The organism is Paenibacillus dakarensis, from assembly GCF_001373415.1.
Lineage (GTDB): Bacteria > Bacillota > Bacilli > Paenibacillales > Paenibacillaceae > Paenibacillus_AQ > Paenibacillus_AQ dakarensis.
In genome coordinates this window covers 90,468-110,672 of sequence record NZ_CDSE01000007.1, presented here as the reverse complement: position 1 = coordinate 110,672, position 20,205 = coordinate 90,468, and the positions used below count along the sequence as shown (strand labels likewise).

Genomic DNA, 20,205 nt, shown 5'->3' with positions numbered 1-20,205 from the left:
TCCCCTTCTTATATTCCTTATAACAAGGTTACCAAAACGCTGTCCTTACCCGCATCTTACTTTTTCTTCTTCCGTACAAAAGCAGCTGTGCTGTTACCGCCTTTTTTCTTCCGCTTGCGTCCGCCTTTACCGCCGCCGGCTTCGCCTGCACCTGATCCAGGTGTCTGACCCTCGCCGATGAAGATTCCGCTGCCGCTTGTCTTCTTCCGGCGGCCCTTGCCGCCGCCGCTGCGGGCGTTGCGGTCAAACCCGAGCGTGCCGCCGCTCTGCGAGCTGTAGCCGCCTTTGCCTGAACCGAAAGCAAAGCTGCGCTTATCTTCTCCGCTTGTGTTGTCTGGAGCAATTACAATACCTTTGCTCTTCGAATTGCCCTTATCCGCAGTTGCAGCTTGGCCAGTTTCACCGCCGCGCTTGCCACGGCCGCTGCTCTCATTGCCCCTGGCTGCCGGTTCACCCGCACCGCGCTTCTTGCCTTTGCCGCCTCTTGCACCACCATAGCTGCCGTTCTCACCGACAGCCGCTGCATCGCCGCCGCGCTTGCCGCGTCTGCCGCCTGCGCCTCTGCCGCCACCGCCATCGCGGTTATCAAAACCACCACGGCCACCGCCGCGGCTTCCGCGCTCACCGCGCGGCTTCATATCCACCATCTCAAAGTCGATGGTGTGCTCCGCCATGTTCACGTTCGCTACGCGCACCTTCACCTCATCACCGATCCGGAACACCTTGGATGTCCGTTCGCCAATCAGTGCCATATGCTGCTCGTCGAAGTGGTAGTAGTCGTCTGTAAGACCAGCCATACGGATCAGGCCTTCTACCGTGTTCTCCAGCTCGATAAACATACCGAAGCTCGTTACGCTGCTGATAATGCCTTCGAATTCTTCACCGATTTTGTCCAGCATGTATTCCGCCTTCTTGAGCGCTTCCGTATCACGCTCGGCATCCACGGCCACACGTTCCCGCTCGGAGGATTGCTGCGCAATATCCGGCATTCTTTCAGCGAGATATTCCTGCCGCTTCTCAGGCAGGATATTGTTGTTCTCCAGCACCTCGCGGATCACCCGGTGAATAACAAGGTCCGGATACCGGCGAATCGGCGACGTAAAGTGGGAGTAATACTCCGCCGCAAGGCCAAAGTGCCCTGTACTTTCAGCATCGTACTTCGCCTGCTTCATTGAACGAAGCATCATGGTGCTCAGCACGGTCTGCTCCTTGGTTCCCTGAATATCTTCTAGCAGGCTTTGCAGCGCACGCGGATGGATCGAGTTGCCCCGCCCCTTGATGTGATGCCCGAAATTCGCGGCAAAAGCCATAAAGTTCTGCAGCTTCTCCTGATCCGGATCCTCATGGATACGGTATAGGAACGGCACCTTCAGCCAGTGGAAGTGCTCCGCTACCGTCTCGTTCGCCGCAAGCATGAATTCTTCGATGATTTGCTCCGCGATGGAACGCTCTCTTTTGACAATGTCCACCGCTTTTCCGTTCTCATCCACAATGACCTTCGATTCCACAAAATCAAAATCAACCGCGCCGCGCTTCATCCGGCGATTCCGCAGCTTAAGTGCCAGCTCGCGCATCAGTCTGAAGTCGTCCACCAAATCGCTGTAACGCTCGATCAGCTCAGGGTCTTCGTCGATCAGAATTTTGCGGACGTTATTATAAGTCATCCGTTCCTTGGTGCGTATTACGCTCGTGAACACATCATGGTTCACAACCTTCATCTGCTCGTCGAACTCCATCTCACAAGACAGCGTAAGCCGGTCAACCTGAGGGTTCAAGCTGCAGATCCCGTTCGAGAGTCTGTGCGGCAGCATCGGAATGACCCGGTCCACCAGGTACACACTGCATCCCCGGTTATACGCTTCCACATCCAAAGGCGACCCCTCACGTACGTAATAGCCGACGTCGGCGATATGTACACCGAGCTTGTAATGACCATTCGGCAGACGCTCCACGTTCACCGCATCATCCAGGTCCTTGGCATCCTCGCCATCAATGGTAACAATATTCAGTCCGCGCAAATCCCGGCGGCCCTGCTGTTTAATCTCTTCCTCTGTAATGGAATCCGGCGCAGCCTCTGCAGCAGCCATCACTTCCTCCGGAAACGCTTCAGGCAGCTGATGCTTGCGAATGATAGACAGAATATCGATACCCGGATCATCCTTATGACCCAGAATCTCGATAACCTCACCCTCGGCCGCCGCACGTCCTTCCGGATAGCTGACCAGCTTCACCACGACCTTCTGGCCATCCACCGCACCGTTTATCGCATGCTTCGGCACAAAAATATCCCGGTTAATCCGCTTGTCATCCGGCAGCACGAATCCATACGCCTCATGATTCTGGAACACGCCGACCACTTGGGTCACCGCGCGTGTCACAATGCGAACCACTTCCCCTTCCAGCTTACCGCCGGCCACGCTTTTCGAGCTGACACGTACAAGCACAATATCGCCGTTCATCGCGCTTTTCAGGTCATTCGCATGAATATATACATCGGGATGCTCACGATCATCCGGAATGAGAAACGCAAAGCCTTTGGAGTGAACCTGCAGACGCCCGCGCAGCAGATCAAGACGCTCCGGCACACCGTAGCGCTCATTGCTGGTCAGAATGATTTTTCCGGACTGCTCCAATTCATTCAGCAGCTTCAAAAATTCCCGGAATTCATGAGCATCATCGATCCCAAAATGCTTCTCCAGCTCCTGGTACGTCATCGGTTTATAGTCTTTTTCCCGCATCAAATCTAATATAATTTCTTCTGTTATCATCCTTATCACCTCGAGGGAACGTGCACACCTGTTCGTCCTGAATACAAATGTCGTCCATTGTTAACCTGCATATTATACTCATACCCTAGTATACACGAATTTAATCCCGGGTATCCTTAGCACCATATCCAATGAATTCATGAATAAGCATAAAAAAACCCCCGCTCTTCCAAGTTGAAAAAGCGAAGGTTATGTTTTAGCATTTTGTAAAATTCGATCTGGATCTCACAAACTGCTCTTGGTGTATTATTTCAAAACGGCTACGACAATCGCTAAAATGAAAAACGCCGCTGCCACGCCAACCGTAACACGCTGCAATACGAGCTCCATACCGCGGGCTTTCGATTTGCCGAAAAGATGTTCCGCACCGCCGGAGATGGCACCGGAAAGACCTGCGCTTTTCCCTTTCTGCAGAAGAACAATTGCAATCAGCGCGATCGAGAAAATAACAAGCAGCACCTCAAAAAACATTACCAATACTTCCACCTCCTAAACGAGTAGACATCTTAACGTATTACAATAAGAATAACTTACATATTTAAATACAAAAAACAGCATTCTTATTGTAGCATAGCTGCATAGGATTGACAAGACGGGCATGGTGAATTAAGGAAGTATGGTTAACGGCCTTTCACTGCCGCTTTATTTTACCCGGAAAGAACCCGTGCTGATCGCCACCAGCTCCCCGTTTTCATGTATAATCCGGGACTCGACCGTCATGGAACGCCGCGTGCGGTGGACAATGTGCGCCTTCACCGTCAGCTTCCCTTCTCTTGCCGGGGTTAGAAAGTGTACATTCAAATTGCTGGTCACGGTGGATTCGCCAGGGCGATTAAACATAACGGCAATTCCCATCGCATTATCCATCAGGGAAGAGAGTACACCGCCATGCACAATCCCCATCATGTTCATATGATGCGGCTGGACATCCAGCGTGATGACGACCTCCTCCACGCTCACCGATTCCATCTCACAGCCCAGGTAACCCCAAAAGGTCGGCTCTGCGGCTTTGCTCATTTCTTGAATATATGCCTCCCGTTCCTCCTCACGCTGTTTCGGATTCATGTCTGGTCCGGTATCGGCATCTTTCATAGGAAAAGCACCTCTCTTCTATTTAACTACTCATGAATCATTGGACAAAAAACACCCTGTTTAACCTGTTCAAGCGGCAGCCATCGGTAACGACCCGGCGCCTGGATCATCAGGCACCGGCACTCATTCTCAAAAGGCGAGTTCATGTCGTCACCCATCAACTACTCCGCGTTTTCTTCCTCGAGTAGTTTCCGTCTCAGCACTTTACCAATCATTGTCTTGGGCAGCGAGTCGCGGAACACATACTGTCTTGGCACTTTATAAGCAGCCAGCTGACTGCGGCAATACTTCTCCAGATCCTCAGGATCAGGCTTTGCGCCATCCTTCAGCACGATGAACGCCTTAACCGTCTCACCACGGTATTCATCCCGCACGCCAATGACGACCGCTTCTTTGACAGATGGATGCTCGTAAAGCACTTCTTCAATTTCACGCGGATATATATTGTAACCGCTCGCGATAATCATATCCTTCTTGCGGTCGATGATTCTGAAGTAGCCTTCTTCATCCATCGTCGCCATATCGCCCGTGAACAGCCAGCCGTTTCGGATCGTATCGAAGGTCTCCTCCGGCTTGTTCCAATATCCCCTCATCACCTGCGGTCCCTTCACGATCAGCTCGCCGGGCTCGCCAACCGGAACCTCTTCCCCGGTCTCCGGGTTCACCACCATGGCCTCCGTATCCGGCATCGGCAGTCCAATGGTACCCAGCTTGCGCCTGCCCCAGATCGGATTCACATGCGTAACCGGCGAAGCTTCGGTCAGCCCGTACCCTTCAATCAAGCGGCCCTTGGTCAGCTCCTCGAATTTATCCTGAACCTCGGCCGGCAGCCCTGCCGAGCCGCTGATACATACATTTAAGGAAGACAAATCGTATTCCTTAATACGCGGATGGTTAATCAGCGCAATGTACATAGTTGGGGCGCCGGGGAACAGGGTTGGTTTTCTTTTCCTGATGAGCTCCAGAATCATCGTTCCCTCGAACCTTGGTACGAGCAGCAGCTCGCCTGCACGGTAGATCGCCTGGTTCATCAGTACGGTCAGACCGAACACATGGAAGCAGGGCAGAGCCGCCAGATAACGCTCTTTGCCCTCTTCTACCTTGTAACACCAGTTCGCGCTTTGAAGCGTGTTCGCGATGAGATTCGAATGTGTGAGCATGACCCCTTTGGGAACCCCTGTCGTTCCCCCTGTATATTGAAGCAGTGCCAAATCCACATCCGCGTTCATCTTCTCGCATACAGGATTGCCTGATGCGTTATCAAGCAACTTTTTGAATGAATGCACGGTTTCGCTGTAGGTAATCACAGGGAGCGGGCCGTCTTTTTTGGCCTTGATCGGATACAGTTTATTTTTCGGAAAAGGAAGATAATCCGGAATGGAGGTCACAATGATGTGCTTCAGCTCCGTTTCGGCAACCACCTTCTCCACCCGCTGCACGAACATATCCATCGTAATCATCACTTTTGCACCGGAGTCCTTCATCTGATGTGCGATTTCCCGCTCCATGTAGAGCGGATTTGTCATTACGGCAACCGCACCGGCGAGAAGCGCTCCATAATAAGAGATGACCACCTGGGGGCAATTGGGCAGCATAATCGCCACCCGGTCCCCTTTACTTATGCCTTTATCCCGAAGTGCATTTGCCATACGGTATGATAATTCCAGCAGTTTCTTATAGCTTATACTCTTGCCCATAAAATACAGTGCCGGCCGATCCGGGTATTTCTGCGCAGACGTTACGAGAAATAACGCCAAATTTTGTTTCGGATATTCAAAAGCGGGGGCTACTTCAGCCGGGTAATACGGCAGCCAAGGCTTTGCATTCATACAAAACCATCCCTTTCCTGCGGAATGCTGTAGAGCTTCCTTCACTCCTACTCCAAGGTTCAAACTACTGTGTAATCATCCAGGAGACCATTATACGAATGCGGATCCTTTCTTTTATAAAGTCTTGGATGCACAAACCGTGATCAGCCGTTCGTTACACCGTGTACCGCTCATTCTTTACGACACGCGCTGCAATGCTCCGCTGGAGAGCTACCGTATTTGCAGGCGTGCTGCGTGTCAGCTTCTTCAGGACCGACAGCTGCATGCGCAGCATGTCACCGGTCTCTACCGAAGCAAGTGTTTCCTTCGCCAGCGCCTCAATACGCTGGAATGCCTCGTACGCAAATACCTGTGTCATTTCAATCATGTTGGCTGCTTTTTCTTCCGAGGTGCGTTTGATCTGTTTACGGGTGCGGAGCAGCACGCTTTCCAGCGCATAAATATCGATCATCATATCGGCCAGGTTCGCGAGCGCCTCCTGCTCCTTCTCCAGCTTCGTCCCGAACTTTTGTACAGCCATGCCTCCAGCAAGCAGGAATATCTTCTTGCTCATATTCAGGTAATGCTCTTCCTGTTCAAGCGTACCTTCAAACGTCTGGCCCGGAACCAGCTGCAGCAGCTCTCCTTGCAGGTTTTGGGCTTTCTGCAGCAGTGCAATCTGGCCCTTCATTGCTTTCTTGACGAGTGTACCCGGAATGAGCAGGCGGTTGATTTCATTGGTACCCTCAAAAATCCGGTTGATCCGCGAATCGCGGTATATCCGCTCTACCTTGTACTCCTGGATATACCCGTAACCCCCGTGAATCTGGACTCCTTCGTCTGCAATTTGATCCAATCCTTCCGAGGCGAACACCTTGTTAATCGAGCACTCAATCGCATACTCCGACACAGCCGCAGCCGCCTGTACTCCTGCGTCATCGCTGCTGTAGTCGATATCCTTCATTGCCTCATCCAAAAGGCCTGCGGTGCGGTAAACCATACTCTCCATCACAAAGGTGGTGATGTTCATCTCTGCAAGCTTCTTCCGGATCAGAGGGAAGCCCGAGATCGGCGTCTCAAACTGCTTGCGCGTGTTCGCATATTTGGCGCTCAGCTCAATCGATTCCTTAGCCGCGCCAACCGTACCTGCCGCAAGCTTGTAACGCCCGATGTTCAGAATATTAAAGGCAATCCGGTGACCCTTGCCGATCTCCCCAAGCAGGTTCTCCTTCGGCACCTTCACATCCTCGAAGAAAAGCGGGCGAGTAGACGAGCCCTTGATGCCCATCTTCTTCTCCTCAGGCCCAAGAGAGAAGCCCTCCAGCCCTTTTTCCACGATGAATGCGGTGAAATGCTCGCCGTCGATTTTGGCATATACAATAAAGATATCCGCAAATCCCGCGTTTGTAATGTACAATTTGGATCCGTTCAAAATATAATGCTCGCCGTCCTCCGACAGCTTCGCTGTTGTCTTGGCACTCATTGCATCCGAGCCTGAGGTCGGCTCTGTCAAGCAGTAAGCTGCGATTTTGGCCCCTGTCGCCAGATCCGGCAGGTACTTCTCTTTCTGAGCCTTGGTGCCGAAGAGGACGATCGGCAGGGTGCCAATGCCGACATGAGCGCCGAAGGACAGGGCAAAGGAGGAGCCTTTGGCTAGGGATTCATTAATAATGGTGGTGCTCACCTTATCCAGACCGAGGCCGCCGAATTCCTCCGGAACGTCCGCACCGAGCAGGCCAAGCTCTCCCGCTTTGCGCAGAAGCTCGACAGTCAGCTCATAATCCAGCTTCTCAATATGCTCATCCTGCGGAACAACCTCTCCTTCGATAAAGTCGCGAACCGTCTCGCCAATCATGCGGTGCTCTTCCGTGAAATCCTCCGGTGTCAGGATCCGGTCGGTATTCAGGTCCTCAATTACAAATCCGCCGCCTGCGATTGCGGGCTGTTTCGTTTGCGTCTTATCACTCATGCTATATTTCCCCTTTCACCATGTATTTGGAATACTCCTGCCGCTCCCATGCCTCCACCAATACACATGCTCACTACGCCGAAACCGCCGCCGCGGCGATGCAGCTCCGAAATCAGGCTCGTTGTCAGCTTCGCGCCTGTACAGCCTAGCGGATGACCCAGCGCAATTGCTCCGCCATTGACGTTCACCTTGCTCTCGTCGATGCCAAGCTCCCGAATGATATGCAGACACTGGGAAGAGAAAGCTTCATTAATCTCGAAGATGTCCACCTGATCCAGCGTGATGCCTGCCATCCGAAGCGCTTTCGGGATTGCCTCCACCGGGCCTACGCCCATAATTTCCGGATCTACACCCGCCAGAGCGAAGGAACGGAATGTCGCAAGCGGCTGCAGCCCAAGCGATTCTGCTTTCTCACGGCTCATGACCACAACGGCCGCGGCACCATCGCTCGTCTGCGACGCATTACCTGCGGTAACGGTTCCGCCAAGGGAAAATGCAGGCTTCAACCGGGATAGAGCTTCCAGCGAGGTATCCTGCCTAACTCCCTCATCTATATCAAAATCAACCTCCCTGCTCCGGATTTTCCCTTGATCATCCGCTGCCGTCAGCTTCACTCTTACAGGGACAATCTCGTCCTTGAACTTTCCTTCCTGAATCGCTGCTGCCGCTTTCCGGTGACTGCTGACGGCAAATGCATCCTGGTCTTCACGGCTAATACGGAACCTGCGCGCAACCTCTTCCGCGGTATGCCCCATGCCCATATACACCTCCGGCATTTCTTCCACCAGCTCCGGATGCGGGGACGGCTTAAATCCGGTCATCGGCACATGGCTCATGCTCTCCACACCGCCTGCAACAATGACTTCAGCATGACCCAGCATAATGCGCTCAGCTGCATAGGCGATTGCCTGAAGCCCTGAGGAGCAGAACCGGTTAACGGTCACGGCCGGAACCGTCACCGGATAACCCGCATACAGGGAAATCATCCGGGCTACATTCAGCCCCTGCTCCCCTTCCGGCATAGCGCAGCCGAGAATGACATCTTCCACATCTTCTTTAGCAAGACCAGGCGCACGTTCAATCACGGCTTCCAGTACAGCCTTTCCCAGATCCTCTGCTCTTGTCTGGGCCAGGCTTCCCTTCTTGGCTCTGCCGACCGCTGTGCGTGCAAGGGATACAATCACTGCCTCTCTCATGCCATTCACCTCATTCATTTTAATGATGGTTATTAGTTACGCAGCGGCTTGCCTTTGGCTAACATATGCTGCATGCGCTGCTGGGTCTTCACTTCTCCGAGCAGGCTTAAGAAGGCTTCCCGCTCCAGGTCAAGCAAATGCTGCTCGGTTACGAGCGTTCCTGCCGGCACGTCACCGCCTGACAGAATATGTGCCAGCTTCTTCGCGATCAGAAGATCATGCTCACTGATATATCCGCCCTGCTTCAAGCCGAGCGCACCCATCTGCAGCACGGCGCGCCCGTCACGGCCGGTAACGCGGGCGCGGCCAGGCTGAGGCGGCACATAGCCGGCACGGTCCATCGCGAGGACCTCCTCCTTCGCCTTGAAAATACGGTAATCCGGATTCATAACTACCGTATCCGCAGCACGCCCGTACCCCATCCGAATGGCATCATGACCGCTTGTGGATGTCTTCGCCATGGCAATGGTTTCGAAGATCTTGTTCAGCCTTGGCTGCAGATCAGCTTCCGGATCGGGTTGACTGTCACTGAGGCGAAGCACCATCTCCTTACATCCGCCGCCGGCAGGAATCAAGCCGACGCCTGTCTCCACAAGACCAAAATACGTTTCAGCCGAGAACACAATCCGGTCTGCCGGAAGACAGGCTTCCACCCCGCCGCCCAGTGTCATCCGGTGCGGAGCTGCCGCGACCGGCTTCTCCAGCCTCTTTAGCATCATCATGCTGTTCTGGAACATGCGGATAATATCATCCACCTCATCCCAGTCACCGCTCTGGGCTTCCATCAGCATAAGCATCAGGTTAGCGCCTACACAGAAATTGCGCCCCTCGTTAGCAATGACGAGTCCCCTGTAATTGGAGCGGACCTCCTCCACGCTCTGCTGGATCATAACCAGAATATCAGCGCCGATCGCATTGTTCGGGGAAGTGAATTCAAGACAAGCTACTCCGTCGCCAATATCGATCAGATTGGCACCTGTATTCGAGCGGATGATCTTGTTCTGTGCCTTTAAACTCTGAAGCGAGATGATCTCCGGCTGTTCCTCTACGCCTTTATACTCTCCCTTGAAGTAATAGAAGGACTGGTTTTCCTTCTGCTGATAGAAGGATTCATGTCCGGCGGCAATCCAGTCCTTGACCCAAGCCGGAACGGTCATTCCTTCCGCCTCCATCCGCTCCACGGATGCTTTCAAGCCGATCAAATCCCATGTCTCGAACGGGCCCAGTTCCCAGTTAAAGCCCCATTTCATCGCACGGTCGATATCCTGAATCGAATCCGCGATCTCGCCGACCTTCTCCGCCGCGTACACCAGCACCTGCTTCAATACATTCCATGCCAGCTCCGAATAGCGGTCCTGTGTGCTCAGGAAGGTTTTCATTTTTCTGCGTGCGCCTTTAGCGGCCTTTGCCGCCTCAAGGGAAACGGAGCTGATCTTCGCAGTCGGCTGATACTCCATCGTCATCAGATTCAGGGACAGAATTTGACTGCCGTGCTCTCCCTTTATTTTTTTATAGAATCCCTGACCGCCCTTCTCCCCTATCCAGCCGCGGGTTACAAGCTCAAGCATGACCTCCGGCACCGTGAATACATCCTTCTCTGCTCCATCCGGCACGTTATCATATACATTTCTTGCTACATGCACGAAGGTGTCGATCCCGACCAGATCAAGTGTGCGGAACGTGGCGCTCTTGGGGCGCCCAAGCACGGGGCCTGTTGCCGCGTCGACCTCCTCCACCGTATATCCGTTCTGGATCATCTCCTTAAGCGTGATCAGCAGGCCGTAGGTTCCGATCCGGTTCGAAATGAAATTCGGGGTATCCTTCGCCAGCACAACGCCCTTGCCAAGACGTTTCTCACAGAACTCCGACATAAAGGCTGTCACTTCAGAATCCGTATCGAAGCCAGGAATGATCTCCAGCAGCTTCATATGACGGGGCGGGTTGAAAAAATGCGTCCCCAGAAAATGACGGCGAAACTCCTCACTGCGGTCCTCGGCCATTTCATTAACGGAAATTCCGGAGGTGTTCGTGCTGACAATCGCTCCTTCCTTGCGTGCGCCTTCAATAAGAGCGAGAATGCTCTTCTTGACCTCAAGACGCTCGGTAACCACCTCTATAATCCAGTCAGCCTCTTTCAGCTGATTCAGATAATCCTCGATGTTCCCGGGCGTAATTCGCTTGGCGAAATCCGGCGTGTATAACGGTGCTGTGCTTGCCTTGGGCAATCCAGCTACAGCCGTGGCGGCAAGACGATTGCGCACCTTCGGATGATCAAGCGTTAATCCGGCTTTTTCCTCCTCAGGGGTTAAGGATTTCGGGATGATATCGAGCAGGAGACAAGGGATGCCTGCATTGGCAAGATGGGCAGCGATGCCGGATCCCATGACCCCGGAGCCGATCACGGCTGCTCTGGTAATAGTTCTGCTTCCGCTGTATGTGCCTGCTGCGATAGTCTGGTCTTTGGTTACTGGATTACTCATTGCATTACAACCTCCCGTTCATGGATTGGTGATGAACCGAATACAGATAACTCCAGAATTTCTGCGATATCACGAGTTTTCACGCTTTCTTCTACTTCTTTTTCCTTCGTTCCATCCTCCAGCATCGTCAGGCAGTACGGACAAGCGGAGCTGATCATGGTCGGCGATACAGCCAGAGCCTGCTCCGTCCGGGCAAGATTGACCCGTTTACCCTCGTCCTCCTCCATCCACATCCGGCCGCCGCCAGCGCCGCAGCACATCCCGTTCTCACGGCTTCGCTCCATCTCTGTCAGCTTGACGCCAGGTATGTTCCGCAGTACATCTCTAGGCTGGTCATAAACATTGTTATATCGTCCGAGGTAACAGGAATCGTGGTACGTAATCGTCTCATGAACCTCATAGACCGGCTTGAGCCGCCCCTCCTTCACCAGCTGATCCAGCAGCTCGGTGTGGTGGAGCACTTCAGCCTCCAGCCCGAACTCCGGGTATTCGTTCTTGAGCGTATTATAGGTATGCGGACAAGCGGTGACGATCTTGCGGACGTTGTACTTTTGGAATGTATCGATATTCTCGCTGCACAGCTGCTGGAACAGAAATTCGTTCCCCATACGGCGCGGCGTATCACCCGAGTTCTTCTCCTCGTTGCCAAGAATCGCAAAGTTTACTCCTGCTTCGTTCATCAGCCTCACGAAAGCGCGGGTAATCTTTCGGCTGCGGTTATCGTAAGAACCCATGGAGCCGACGAAGAACAGATATTCAAATTCGGGATTCTCCTTCACAGTCGGAATTTGCAGCCCCATGCTGCCATCCGGGTCAACCTCCGTCACCCATTTACTCCGGTCGCTGCGGCTGATGCCCCACGGGTTGCCCTGACGCTCGATGTTCATCATTGCCCGCTGTCCTTCCTGTGGCACACTGCCCTGCATCAGCACCAGATGGCGCCTTAGATCCACAATCTTATCCACATGCTCATTCGCCACCGGACACTGATCCTCACAGTTGCGGCAGGTCGTGCAGGCCCATATCTCCTCTTCCGTCATCACCCCGCCAAGCAGCTCTATATCCTTAGGGCTCACCCCTTCCACTTGATGCCAGGCGCGCTTCTGTACCGCCATCGTTGGACCAATGTCCGTGATGCCTTCCCCCTTCCACTGTGCAAGGGGCTCCTCCCCTGCCTCCATCCGGTGAACACCGGGAGAGCCGAACACAGCGGCAGGCACCCAGGGAGATTTGGAGGTGAGTGCTGCGCCTTTCTCCGTCAGGTGGTCTCTAAGCTTTACGATCATGTGCATCGGTGAGAGCAGCTTGCCGGTATTCGAAGCAGGACACACATTCGTGCAGCGCCCGCACTCAACGCAGGCATAGAGGTCAAGCAGCTGCTTTTGCGTGAAATCCTCGATTTTGCCAACGCCGAATTCCTCGGCTTCCTCATCCTCCAGATCCAGCTTCGACAGGCGTCCTGCCGGTTCGGTTCGGCGCACTAAAATGTTGACAGGTGCGGTAATCAGATGGAAATGCTTCGACTGCGGCACATAAACCAGGAACGACAGCAGAATGATGAGATGAAGCCACCAGAATACGTAATAGGCGATGGTCACTCCTGTATGCGGCATCCAAGTAAACAGCTCCGAGATTGCAGATGATATCGGCGCCATCCCGGAGAACGGCAGTCCCTCCCGGAGTCTTTCAAAAGCCATCGTCAGCAGGACCGATATCATAAGCGAAGTAATGAAGAAAACCACGATACTCGGCTTCCAGCCCCGCTTCAGACGCTTCAGCTTCTCCCCGTACCGCCGATAGGCGGCGTATGCGATGGCAAGAAGAATGAGAGCCACCGTTATTTCCTGCATGAGAATAAATCCGGCGTGTCCGGGAATCGGCAGATTGTGCCCGCTTAATCCTTTCCAGATCAAATCCAGCGCCCCAAACTGCAAAATAATAAATCCATAGAATACGATAAAGTGCATTATGCCGCTCTTGCGGTCCTTGAACAGCTTGCTCTGGCCGAACACCTGTATCATGAATTGGCTCAGCCGTGCCTTCATCTCTCTGTCCAGATTGACAGATCGCCCCAGACGGAGATACAAATAACGGCGGTACACGACGACAGCGAACATATAGACTGCCCAGCCGGTGATCAAGGCGAAGAGCGTCGCGTTGATTAGCTGCCAGATCATCCTCATCAGCCCCTTATGCTTAGGAATCTAAAGCTTGTAGTTACAACAGGACAACTTATGAAGCGCTTTCAATAATGGGACAAAAAATATTGCGCTATGCTCAACCAGACCGTCTCTCTCCTCCTCTCTAAAGGATTGTGATGGGTTTTAACAAATTTCTGTAACACAGCATTGACAATGTTTTTACCGTAATTTATGATGATTTCAGGAAATGAATGAGTATTCATTCATAAATTTACTAGTATTCTAACACCGGGGTGAGCAGATTGACAACCAAAAAAAATGAAAAATACCAACTTATTCTCCAAGGCGCCCTGAACGTGTTTGCCGAGCACGGATATCACCGCTCCCAGGTATCCAAGATTGCGAAGGCCGCTGGTGTAGCCGACGGAACGATCTATCTATACTTCAAAAGAAAGGAGGATATCCTGATCCGCCTGTTCCAGGAGAAGCTCGGTGAGCTGGTCGAAAAATTCCACCAAAGCGTGGAAGGCATCACGGACCCGGCGGAAGCGCTGCGTAAAGTGTGTTATATCCATTTCTCTGAGCTGGAGAGCAATCCTCAGCTGGCATATGTTACGCAGATCGAGCTTCGGCAGAGCGATCTGGAGCTGCGTAAGGAAATCGGAAGCGCGCTAAAGCCATATATTGTGCTGATCGAGAATATTCTGAAGCAGGGTGTGGAAGAGAAGCTGTTCCGTCCCAATCTGAACATTAAGCTGGTACGCAATCTGATCTTTGGGTCTATGGATGAAGCCGTAACCTCCTGGCTCATCTCGGGCCGCAAGTATCCGTTAAGCGAACAGGTTGATGATACGCTGGACTTCTTCCTCCATGGGATTTCCAGCCGTGCACAGGCTGATACAGCCCGTACAGAGTAAGCTGAGTCAATCCAGAAAGGCAGAATTTAAGCCAGGTGTCCGGGGAAACAATGATTCATTGTCTTTAAGTTGGCCTCATCCGGCGTCCAGCCGGCATATGACGTGTAACTTCCAAATTGAAGGGAGAGCGAAAGCCGATGAAGATTGTAGTGCTGCTCAAGCAAACATTTGATACGGAAGAAAAAATCGTGATTGAAAACGGAACCGTCGCCGAGGAGGATGTGAAATTCGTTATCAACCCGTACGACGAGTATGCAGTTGAGGAAGCGGTCAAGCTGCGCGATGAATTCGGCGGGACCGTTACGCTCCTTTCCGTCGGTCCGGACCGGACCGCGGAAGCTCTGCGAACAGCGCTTGCCATGGGCGCAGACGATGCGGTGCTCATCTCCGATGAGCGCATACCGGATGACGAGTATGCCGTATCCAAGGTGCTGCATGCCTATTTATCAAATGAACAGGCCGACCTGATTCTTGGCGGCAATTTCTCCGTCGACAGGGGCTCAGGTCAAGTCGCTGTTCGCCTGGCCTCCCTGCTCGGCATTCCGCATGTCAGCTCGATTACGAAGCTTGCGATCACAGGCGATACAGCAGAAGTCCACCGTGACGCCGAAGGTGACCTTGAGGTGCTTGAGCTTTCTCTTCCAGCGTTATTCACCGCTCAGCAGGGCCTCAATGAACCACGGTATCCTTCCCTTCCCGGCATTATGAAGGCGAAGAAAAAGCCGTTTAAAACACTCTCGCTGGATGACATCGGCCTCTCTGAAAACGAGGTGCTCCCGGCAACGAAGCAGTCAGAGCTGTCCCTTCCGCCGGAACGCAGTGCCGGTCGTATATTGAAAGGAACCTCCGAAGAGGTGGCGCATGAGCTCGTATCTTTACTGCGAACGGAGGCCAAGGTTATCTAACTCAAGGAACCCGCTTATTCTGAGTGTATGGTTTACGGTCCGTCCGTCATGCTTACTATAGCGAGGATAACTCTGATGAACCGCTGGTTTCTTAAAGCAGAATATAGATGGGATATGAATTGAATCTATGGATGAACTAAGCTCTTTCTTATACTGATCTGGGAGGTCATTTGATGAGAAGAATTTTGGTGTACGCCGAAAGCCGTGACGGGAAGCTGCGCCAGGTTGCGCTCGAGACACTGGGAGCAGCGCGCATATTAGCCAATGACAGTGACAGCATCTGCATTTTGTTAGCAGGCTCTAATGTAACGGAGGCCGCCTCTGCCCTGCTCCCTTACGGTTCAGATACCATCTATGTGATGGAGCATGAGGACTTGAAAGACTACTCCCCGGACGCCTACATGGCGGCTGTCCAGGCAGCCATCAGCGAAGCGAAGCCGGATGTCGTGCTGTTCGGTCACACGGCAATCGGCCGGGATCTTGCTCCGCTGACAGCGGCATCTTTAAACGCCGGACAGATTTCCGACGTTACGATGATTGAGGTTCAAGACGGCGAGGCTTCCTTTACCCGTCCTCTCTATGCCGGCAAAGCGTTCGAGAAACGTGTATTCGAGGCTGGACCATGGGTGGTAACCATCCGTCCGAACAATATTCCGGCCGCTGAACCTGCAGCAGATTCCGGAAATTCGAGCATCGTAAATATCCCTTATCCTGCTCCGTCTCTTCGATCTGTTGTAAAGGATGTTGTACGTAAAACAACAGGCAAAATCGACCTCGCCGAGGCCAGAATCGTTATCTCCGGAGGACGCGGTGTGAAGAGTGCCGACGGCTTCAAGCCGCTGGAGGAGCTGGCCGACCTGCTCGGCGGTGCCGTCGGCGCCTCCCGCGGCGCTTGTGACGCAGGCTACTGCGATTATGCGCTGCAGATCGGACAGACGGGCAAAGTGGTAACGCCCGAGATCTATATTGCCTGCGGCATTAGCGGTGCAATCCAGCACCTTGCCGGCATGAGCCAATCCCGCGTCATTATTGCGATTAACAAGGACCCTGAGGCGCCAATCTTCAAGGTGGCCGACTATGGAATCGTCGGTGATCTGTTCGACATTGTACCCTTGCTGACGGAAGAATTCCGGAAAGTGCTGTAAAATGCATCGGCAAGGCCAATCTGATGTCCGTCTTTTCTAAGGTCTTAATCCGGCAAAAAAACAAAATGCAGTATGGAGCTACTTAAGCCCCATACTGCATTTTTTAATGCAATCCTTCATTCTTATCTTGATCCATTCGTTATAGCAAATGAATCATCAAGAAATTTTGCCGATCATATATAAATCCTCTGCCGGGGTGTCGTCCAAACCGCCATTCAAAATCGTCTGTACATCATGGAGCGTTTCCTGAAGCGTAACAAAAGCCCCCTTTTTGCCGGTAAAGGCTTCAGCTACGCAAAATGGTTGGGTCAAATATGCCTCCAGGCGCTCCCCACGGCGGTAGGTTTCCTCCTCTGATGAAGGAATAACCCCCTTCGTGCCCCTTACGTTAACCAACGCCCGAAGCTCACGATAACGGCGCAGCAGCTTTTGGGCTTTTTGCTGAAGTGCTGAATGATTTGGATCCAGATAAGATCCTTCCATGACCGAGGAAGTAGAGTATAGCGGATTTACAGCCGGATACATGTGCCGGGCACCCAGGTCCATATCAAAATGCCAAACCGTTTCGAGCGGTCCATACGGCAAGTCTTCATCGACCACATTACCCTTCAAGTCAACTAGGAATGTCGTAACATTGCCTACTCCCTCTTTAGCAAGACGGTCCTGCAGTTCAAATATATTGCCGTTTAACACATGCTCCCGATCTGCGGCAAATAAAATTTCTGTTGCAGATCCCGCCTTCAGGATAAGGTTGTAAGCTTCATCGATCGTATATGCAATATGCTGAACATCATCCAATAAATCCTGCAGCTCAGGGTATTGTCCTTTCGGTTTCAATAAGATCGTGACATAACCATCCGTTTTAAAACGGTAAAACAATTCACCAAGAAGTACCAGCTGCCCCATGCCCGGTCTGGAAACCAGCCCTACCGTACCGCCTTTAGCTAAAGGAGCAAACAGATCCAGCGTTTTGATTTTCGTTTCGATCATTTCAGTTGTCTCCCCTCGAATAATTAATTCGTCAAGACTGCATTTAGCCAGGTCTGCAAGTGCAGCGATCGTACGGACCTCTGCTCTGCCGACCGGGATCTTACCTGTGCAAAGATTCGATACCGTTGCCGGTCTCAAACCTACGCTGCGCGCGGCCGTCGTTAAATTCGGGACACGCTGCCGAAGAAGTGAAACATTTAATCTTAACTGGTCCATGTCTTAACATCCTTTCTACAGTATGGGATAGCTCCTGGTGTTTACGATCGTAGTTGTTACTTTAAAGAGTATTTTAATTTACTTCATAAGTCAATACGATTACCCCAAGATAATAATAAAATTACTCTATACAGAAAAACGATAAGTCCAGCTGCTGCTGTCGGCTGAAGAAGTGAAAATCTAGCAACTCTGTATTTACTATTTTGTCACCCTCTTTTTCATAGACCGGATTATAATGAAACACGGAACGTTTGATCTTATTATTGGATTTAGCATTCATAGAGACCTGAAGTTTTAACTAGAATAAAGATTAAGGAATGGTTGGATGTGAACAGAAAGAAGAAACCGCTGTGGCCCGTATGGCTGGTCGGATGCATGGTACTTATTGTCGGAACTTTAGGAATCCATCTGATCGTGCAGGATGCTAGAGCTGGAAACAGCAGTGATGTAGAAACCGTAGAAGTCTCGCCCAGTGCGTACCCTGGTTTAAATATTGAAACACGGACGAAAAATACGAAGCATTACATATCGACAATCAGCAGTCCGCTCGCTGACAGTAAAGAGATCAATACTCCGATTCAGGCATGGATCAATGAGCAGGAGAAGAATTTCCTGGCTGAAGTGGAAGCCGGATCAAAAACGATTCATAGCGGTCAACGCGCTGAACTGAATCTTACCGTAGAAACGAATAAGATTAATGACCATCTGTACAGCTTAGTGTTCACCTCCTATCAAATTGCGTATGGGGCTAACGGACAGACGATGATTAAAACGTTTAATATCGACACAGCTGAGAACAGAATTTTGACATTAGCGGATATCATGGTATCTGACAAGACAGCTGTTAACCATATTCAATCGATCGTAAAGAAAGAGCTGAAGAAACAGGAAGAGGTCATCCCCTATATATTGGAGGAAGAACTTCAGAAATCAATGAAGAACCCCTCTGAATGGAAATGGTCCATTGACAACGAAGTCTTCACCCTATATTTCAATGAATACGAAATTGCAGCAGGTGCAGCCGGAACCATCCAAGTGAACATTCCGCTGAAGTCCCTGCATTCCTACTTGAATAAGGAGCTATTCTCCAAATGGAATATATCTTATGTGGTTGAGGATGAACCGGAAGAGAAGAAGCCCATACAGCTCCCGCTCGATCCCAAAGGAAAATATGTGGCTCTGACCTTTGATGACGGGCCAAATCCGAAGGTAACGCCAAGGGTTTTGAAGACACTGGAAAAATACGATGCCAAAGCTACCTTCTTCATGCTGGGTGTACAAGTCGAGTATTATCCGAATCTGGCCAAAAAGGTTGCTGAAGCGGGGCACGAAATCGGGAGTCACTCCAAAAGCCATCCGAATCTGGCGAACATGAGCCTGTACGAAGTAAGGAAACAGCTCACGGATGCATCGAAACAGATCGAAGCAGCAACCGGGGCAAAGCCTACGCTCTTCCGTCCGCCTTATGGCGCAATGAATGATGCAGTCAAAAAAGTTACGACAGAACAGAAGACACCCATTATTTTATGGTCCGTCGACTCCCTGGATTGGAAAAGCCGAAATGCCCAAGCCGTGAATAAGGTGGTTATGCGGGACGTTAGACCAGGCTCTATTATACTCATGCACGATATTCACCGTTCTACGGCAGACGCTCTGCCTCAAATGCTCAAATCACTGAAAAAGCAAGGGTATCAATTCGTCACGGTATCTCAGTTATTATCGCTAAACAAGTCTAAAGGAAACGGCCCTTATTATCATCAATAATTTCATTATGCAAAAAAGGCATAAACCTTCATCTATCGAAGGTTTATGCCTTTTCTAATGTAAAATTTGCTATCTCTACCGTATGCATAGCATAGAGTTTGCGTTACGCAGGAATTCATAAGGAACAATGTGCTCCTCTATCTCTAAGCCCTCGCTCTGCAATTCAGCCAGCAACCGATCCAGATGCTCATAACGTGTCCCCGTCAGATCCACTAACGGGAATATGCGAAGTTCATCCGACGTTACACGGAGCAGCTCTCGAATCGTCCTAAGATGAAATTCATAACTCAAACGATCACCATACATAAACAAAAAATGCGCGGATAAGACCAGATCAAACTGCCCATCATCAAAAGGAAGATCCGGCAGCATCGCCGGAATATAACGTTCAGGTCTCTCCCTCATATCCTTCACACAATCATGAAGCGCTTGATACCGATGCTTCCCCAATCCCTGCACATTCTCATAAAAATCCCAGCGATAACGGTCCTTTGCATTCTCCATCATTTCCATGGCATGTAAGGTATCCTGCATCCCTTTTCGCTCCAGCTCATCCGCCGGGTGATCCTACGCCATATCACATGCCGTAATATCCAGTCCCTGCATATTTCCAACAGCAGTGAATGAACACGCCCCGCCCGGACAATCTAGGATGCGCCTTCCCTCCAGCTCATGTTGTTCCAGATCAAACATCTGAATATATTCCTCATAAGTACGACCCACAAAAATAATACGCTCTAACTCCTGTTTTCTCTTCTCAACTGGACTCATCTCTTCTCACCTCAGTTAAATAGTGGCAGCGAACGTTGGCTGT

14 protein-coding genes and 1 pseudogene are annotated in these 20,205 nt (G+C 51.5%); 4 read left to right on the top strand and 11 right to left on the bottom strand.

Going from position 1 to position 20,205, the window contains the following annotated elements:
- Window positions 1–56: 56 nt before the first annotated feature.
- The 9 genes from rnr to BN1234_RS00995 form a co-directional block, all read right to left on the bottom strand.
- Window positions 57–2,768: a ribonuclease R gene (gene rnr / locus BN1234_RS01030; protein WP_054954805.1), complete on the bottom strand. Its 2,712-nt coding sequence runs from the start codon at window positions 2,766–2,768 to the stop codon at window positions 57–59.
- Between the two features lie 246 nt (window positions 2,769–3,014).
- Window positions 3,015–3,245 (bottom strand): preprotein translocase subunit SecG, encoded by a 231-nt coding sequence (gene secG / locus BN1234_RS01025; protein ID WP_054954804.1) that lies wholly within the window; start codon window positions 3,243–3,245, stop codon window positions 3,015–3,017.
- Between the two features lie 165 nt (window positions 3,246–3,410).
- Complete coding sequence (locus tag BN1234_RS01020) at window positions 3,411–3,860, bottom strand: PaaI family thioesterase (RefSeq protein ID WP_054954803.1); 450 nt, start codon at window positions 3,858–3,860, stop codon at window positions 3,411–3,413.
- A 26-nt stretch (window positions 3,861–3,886) separates the two neighbouring features.
- Entirely contained in the window at window positions 3,887–4,018 is a 132-nt protein-coding gene (locus tag BN1234_RS22890; RefSeq protein ID WP_281177634.1) for a hypothetical protein, read from the bottom strand.
- 3 nt (window positions 4,019–4,021) lie between these two features.
- The gene (locus tag BN1234_RS01015; protein ID WP_054954802.1) at window positions 4,022–5,689 is read right to left on the bottom strand and encodes a long-chain-fatty-acid--CoA ligase; all 1,668 of its coding nucleotides are present in this window, start codon (window positions 5,687–5,689) and stop codon (window positions 4,022–4,024) included.
- Window positions 5,690–5,843: 154 nt separating this feature from the next.
- A complete protein-coding gene (locus BN1234_RS01010; RefSeq protein ID WP_054954801.1) occupies window positions 5,844–7,637 on the bottom strand; it encodes an acyl-CoA dehydrogenase FadE in 1,794 nt (597 codons plus the stop codon).
- Complete coding sequence (locus BN1234_RS01005) at window positions 7,634–8,833, bottom strand: acetyl-CoA C-acyltransferase (protein ID WP_054954800.1); 1,200 nt, start codon at window positions 8,831–8,833, stop codon at window positions 7,634–7,636. The genes BN1234_RS01010 and BN1234_RS01005 overlap by 4 nt, the downstream gene beginning before the upstream one ends.
- 32 nt (window positions 8,834–8,865) lie before the next feature.
- The gene (locus BN1234_RS01000; RefSeq protein ID WP_054954799.1) at window positions 8,866–11,313 is read right to left on the bottom strand and encodes a 3-hydroxyacyl-CoA dehydrogenase/enoyl-CoA hydratase family protein; all 2,448 of its coding nucleotides are present in this window, start codon (window positions 11,311–11,313) and stop codon (window positions 8,866–8,868) included.
- A complete protein-coding gene (locus tag BN1234_RS00995) occupies window positions 11,310–13,490 on the bottom strand; it encodes a (Fe-S)-binding protein (protein ID WP_054954798.1) in 2,181 nt (726 codons plus the stop codon). The genes BN1234_RS01000 and BN1234_RS00995 overlap by 4 nt, the downstream gene beginning before the upstream one ends.
- A gap of 266 nt (window positions 13,491–13,756) precedes the next feature.
- Here BN1234_RS00995 and fadR point away from each other — a divergent pair, with 266 nt between their 5' ends.
- The 3 genes from fadR to BN1234_RS00980 all read left to right on the top strand — a co-directional run bounded on the left by fadR (window position 13,757) and on the right by BN1234_RS00980 (window position 16,421).
- The gene (fadR, locus tag BN1234_RS00990; RefSeq protein ID WP_054954797.1) at window positions 13,757–14,371 is read left to right on the top strand and encodes a fatty acid metabolism transcriptional regulator FadR; all 615 of its coding nucleotides are present in this window, start codon (window positions 13,757–13,759) and stop codon (window positions 14,369–14,371) included.
- Window positions 14,372–14,508: 137 nt separating this feature from the next.
- Window positions 14,509–15,276, top strand: a complete 768-nt coding sequence (locus tag BN1234_RS00985) for an electron transfer flavoprotein subunit beta/FixA family protein (protein ID WP_054954796.1) — start codon at window positions 14,509–14,511, stop codon at window positions 15,274–15,276.
- A 170-nt stretch (window positions 15,277–15,446) separates the two neighbouring features.
- The gene (locus tag BN1234_RS00980; protein ID WP_054954795.1) at window positions 15,447–16,421 is read left to right on the top strand and encodes an electron transfer flavoprotein subunit alpha/FixB family protein; all 975 of its coding nucleotides are present in this window, start codon (window positions 15,447–15,449) and stop codon (window positions 16,419–16,421) included.
- 156 nt (window positions 16,422–16,577) lie between these two features.
- Here BN1234_RS00980 and BN1234_RS00975 read toward each other — a convergent pair whose 3' ends face one another.
- Entirely contained in the window at window positions 16,578–17,627 is a 1,050-nt protein-coding gene (locus BN1234_RS00975) for a P-loop NTPase family protein (protein WP_054954794.1), read from the bottom strand.
- 327 nt (window positions 17,628–17,954) lie between these two features.
- Between BN1234_RS00975 and BN1234_RS00970 the strand changes: the two genes are divergently transcribed.
- Complete coding sequence (locus BN1234_RS00970) at window positions 17,955–19,391, top strand: polysaccharide deacetylase family protein (protein ID WP_054954793.1); 1,437 nt, start codon at window positions 17,955–17,957, stop codon at window positions 19,389–19,391.
- Window positions 19,392–19,466: 75 nt separating this feature from the next.
- Here BN1234_RS00970 and BN1234_RS00965 read toward each other — a convergent pair.
- Window positions 19,467–20,162 (bottom strand): annotated as a pseudogene (locus tag BN1234_RS00965) (SAM-dependent methyltransferase).
- Window positions 20,163–20,205: the final 43 nt, after the last annotated feature.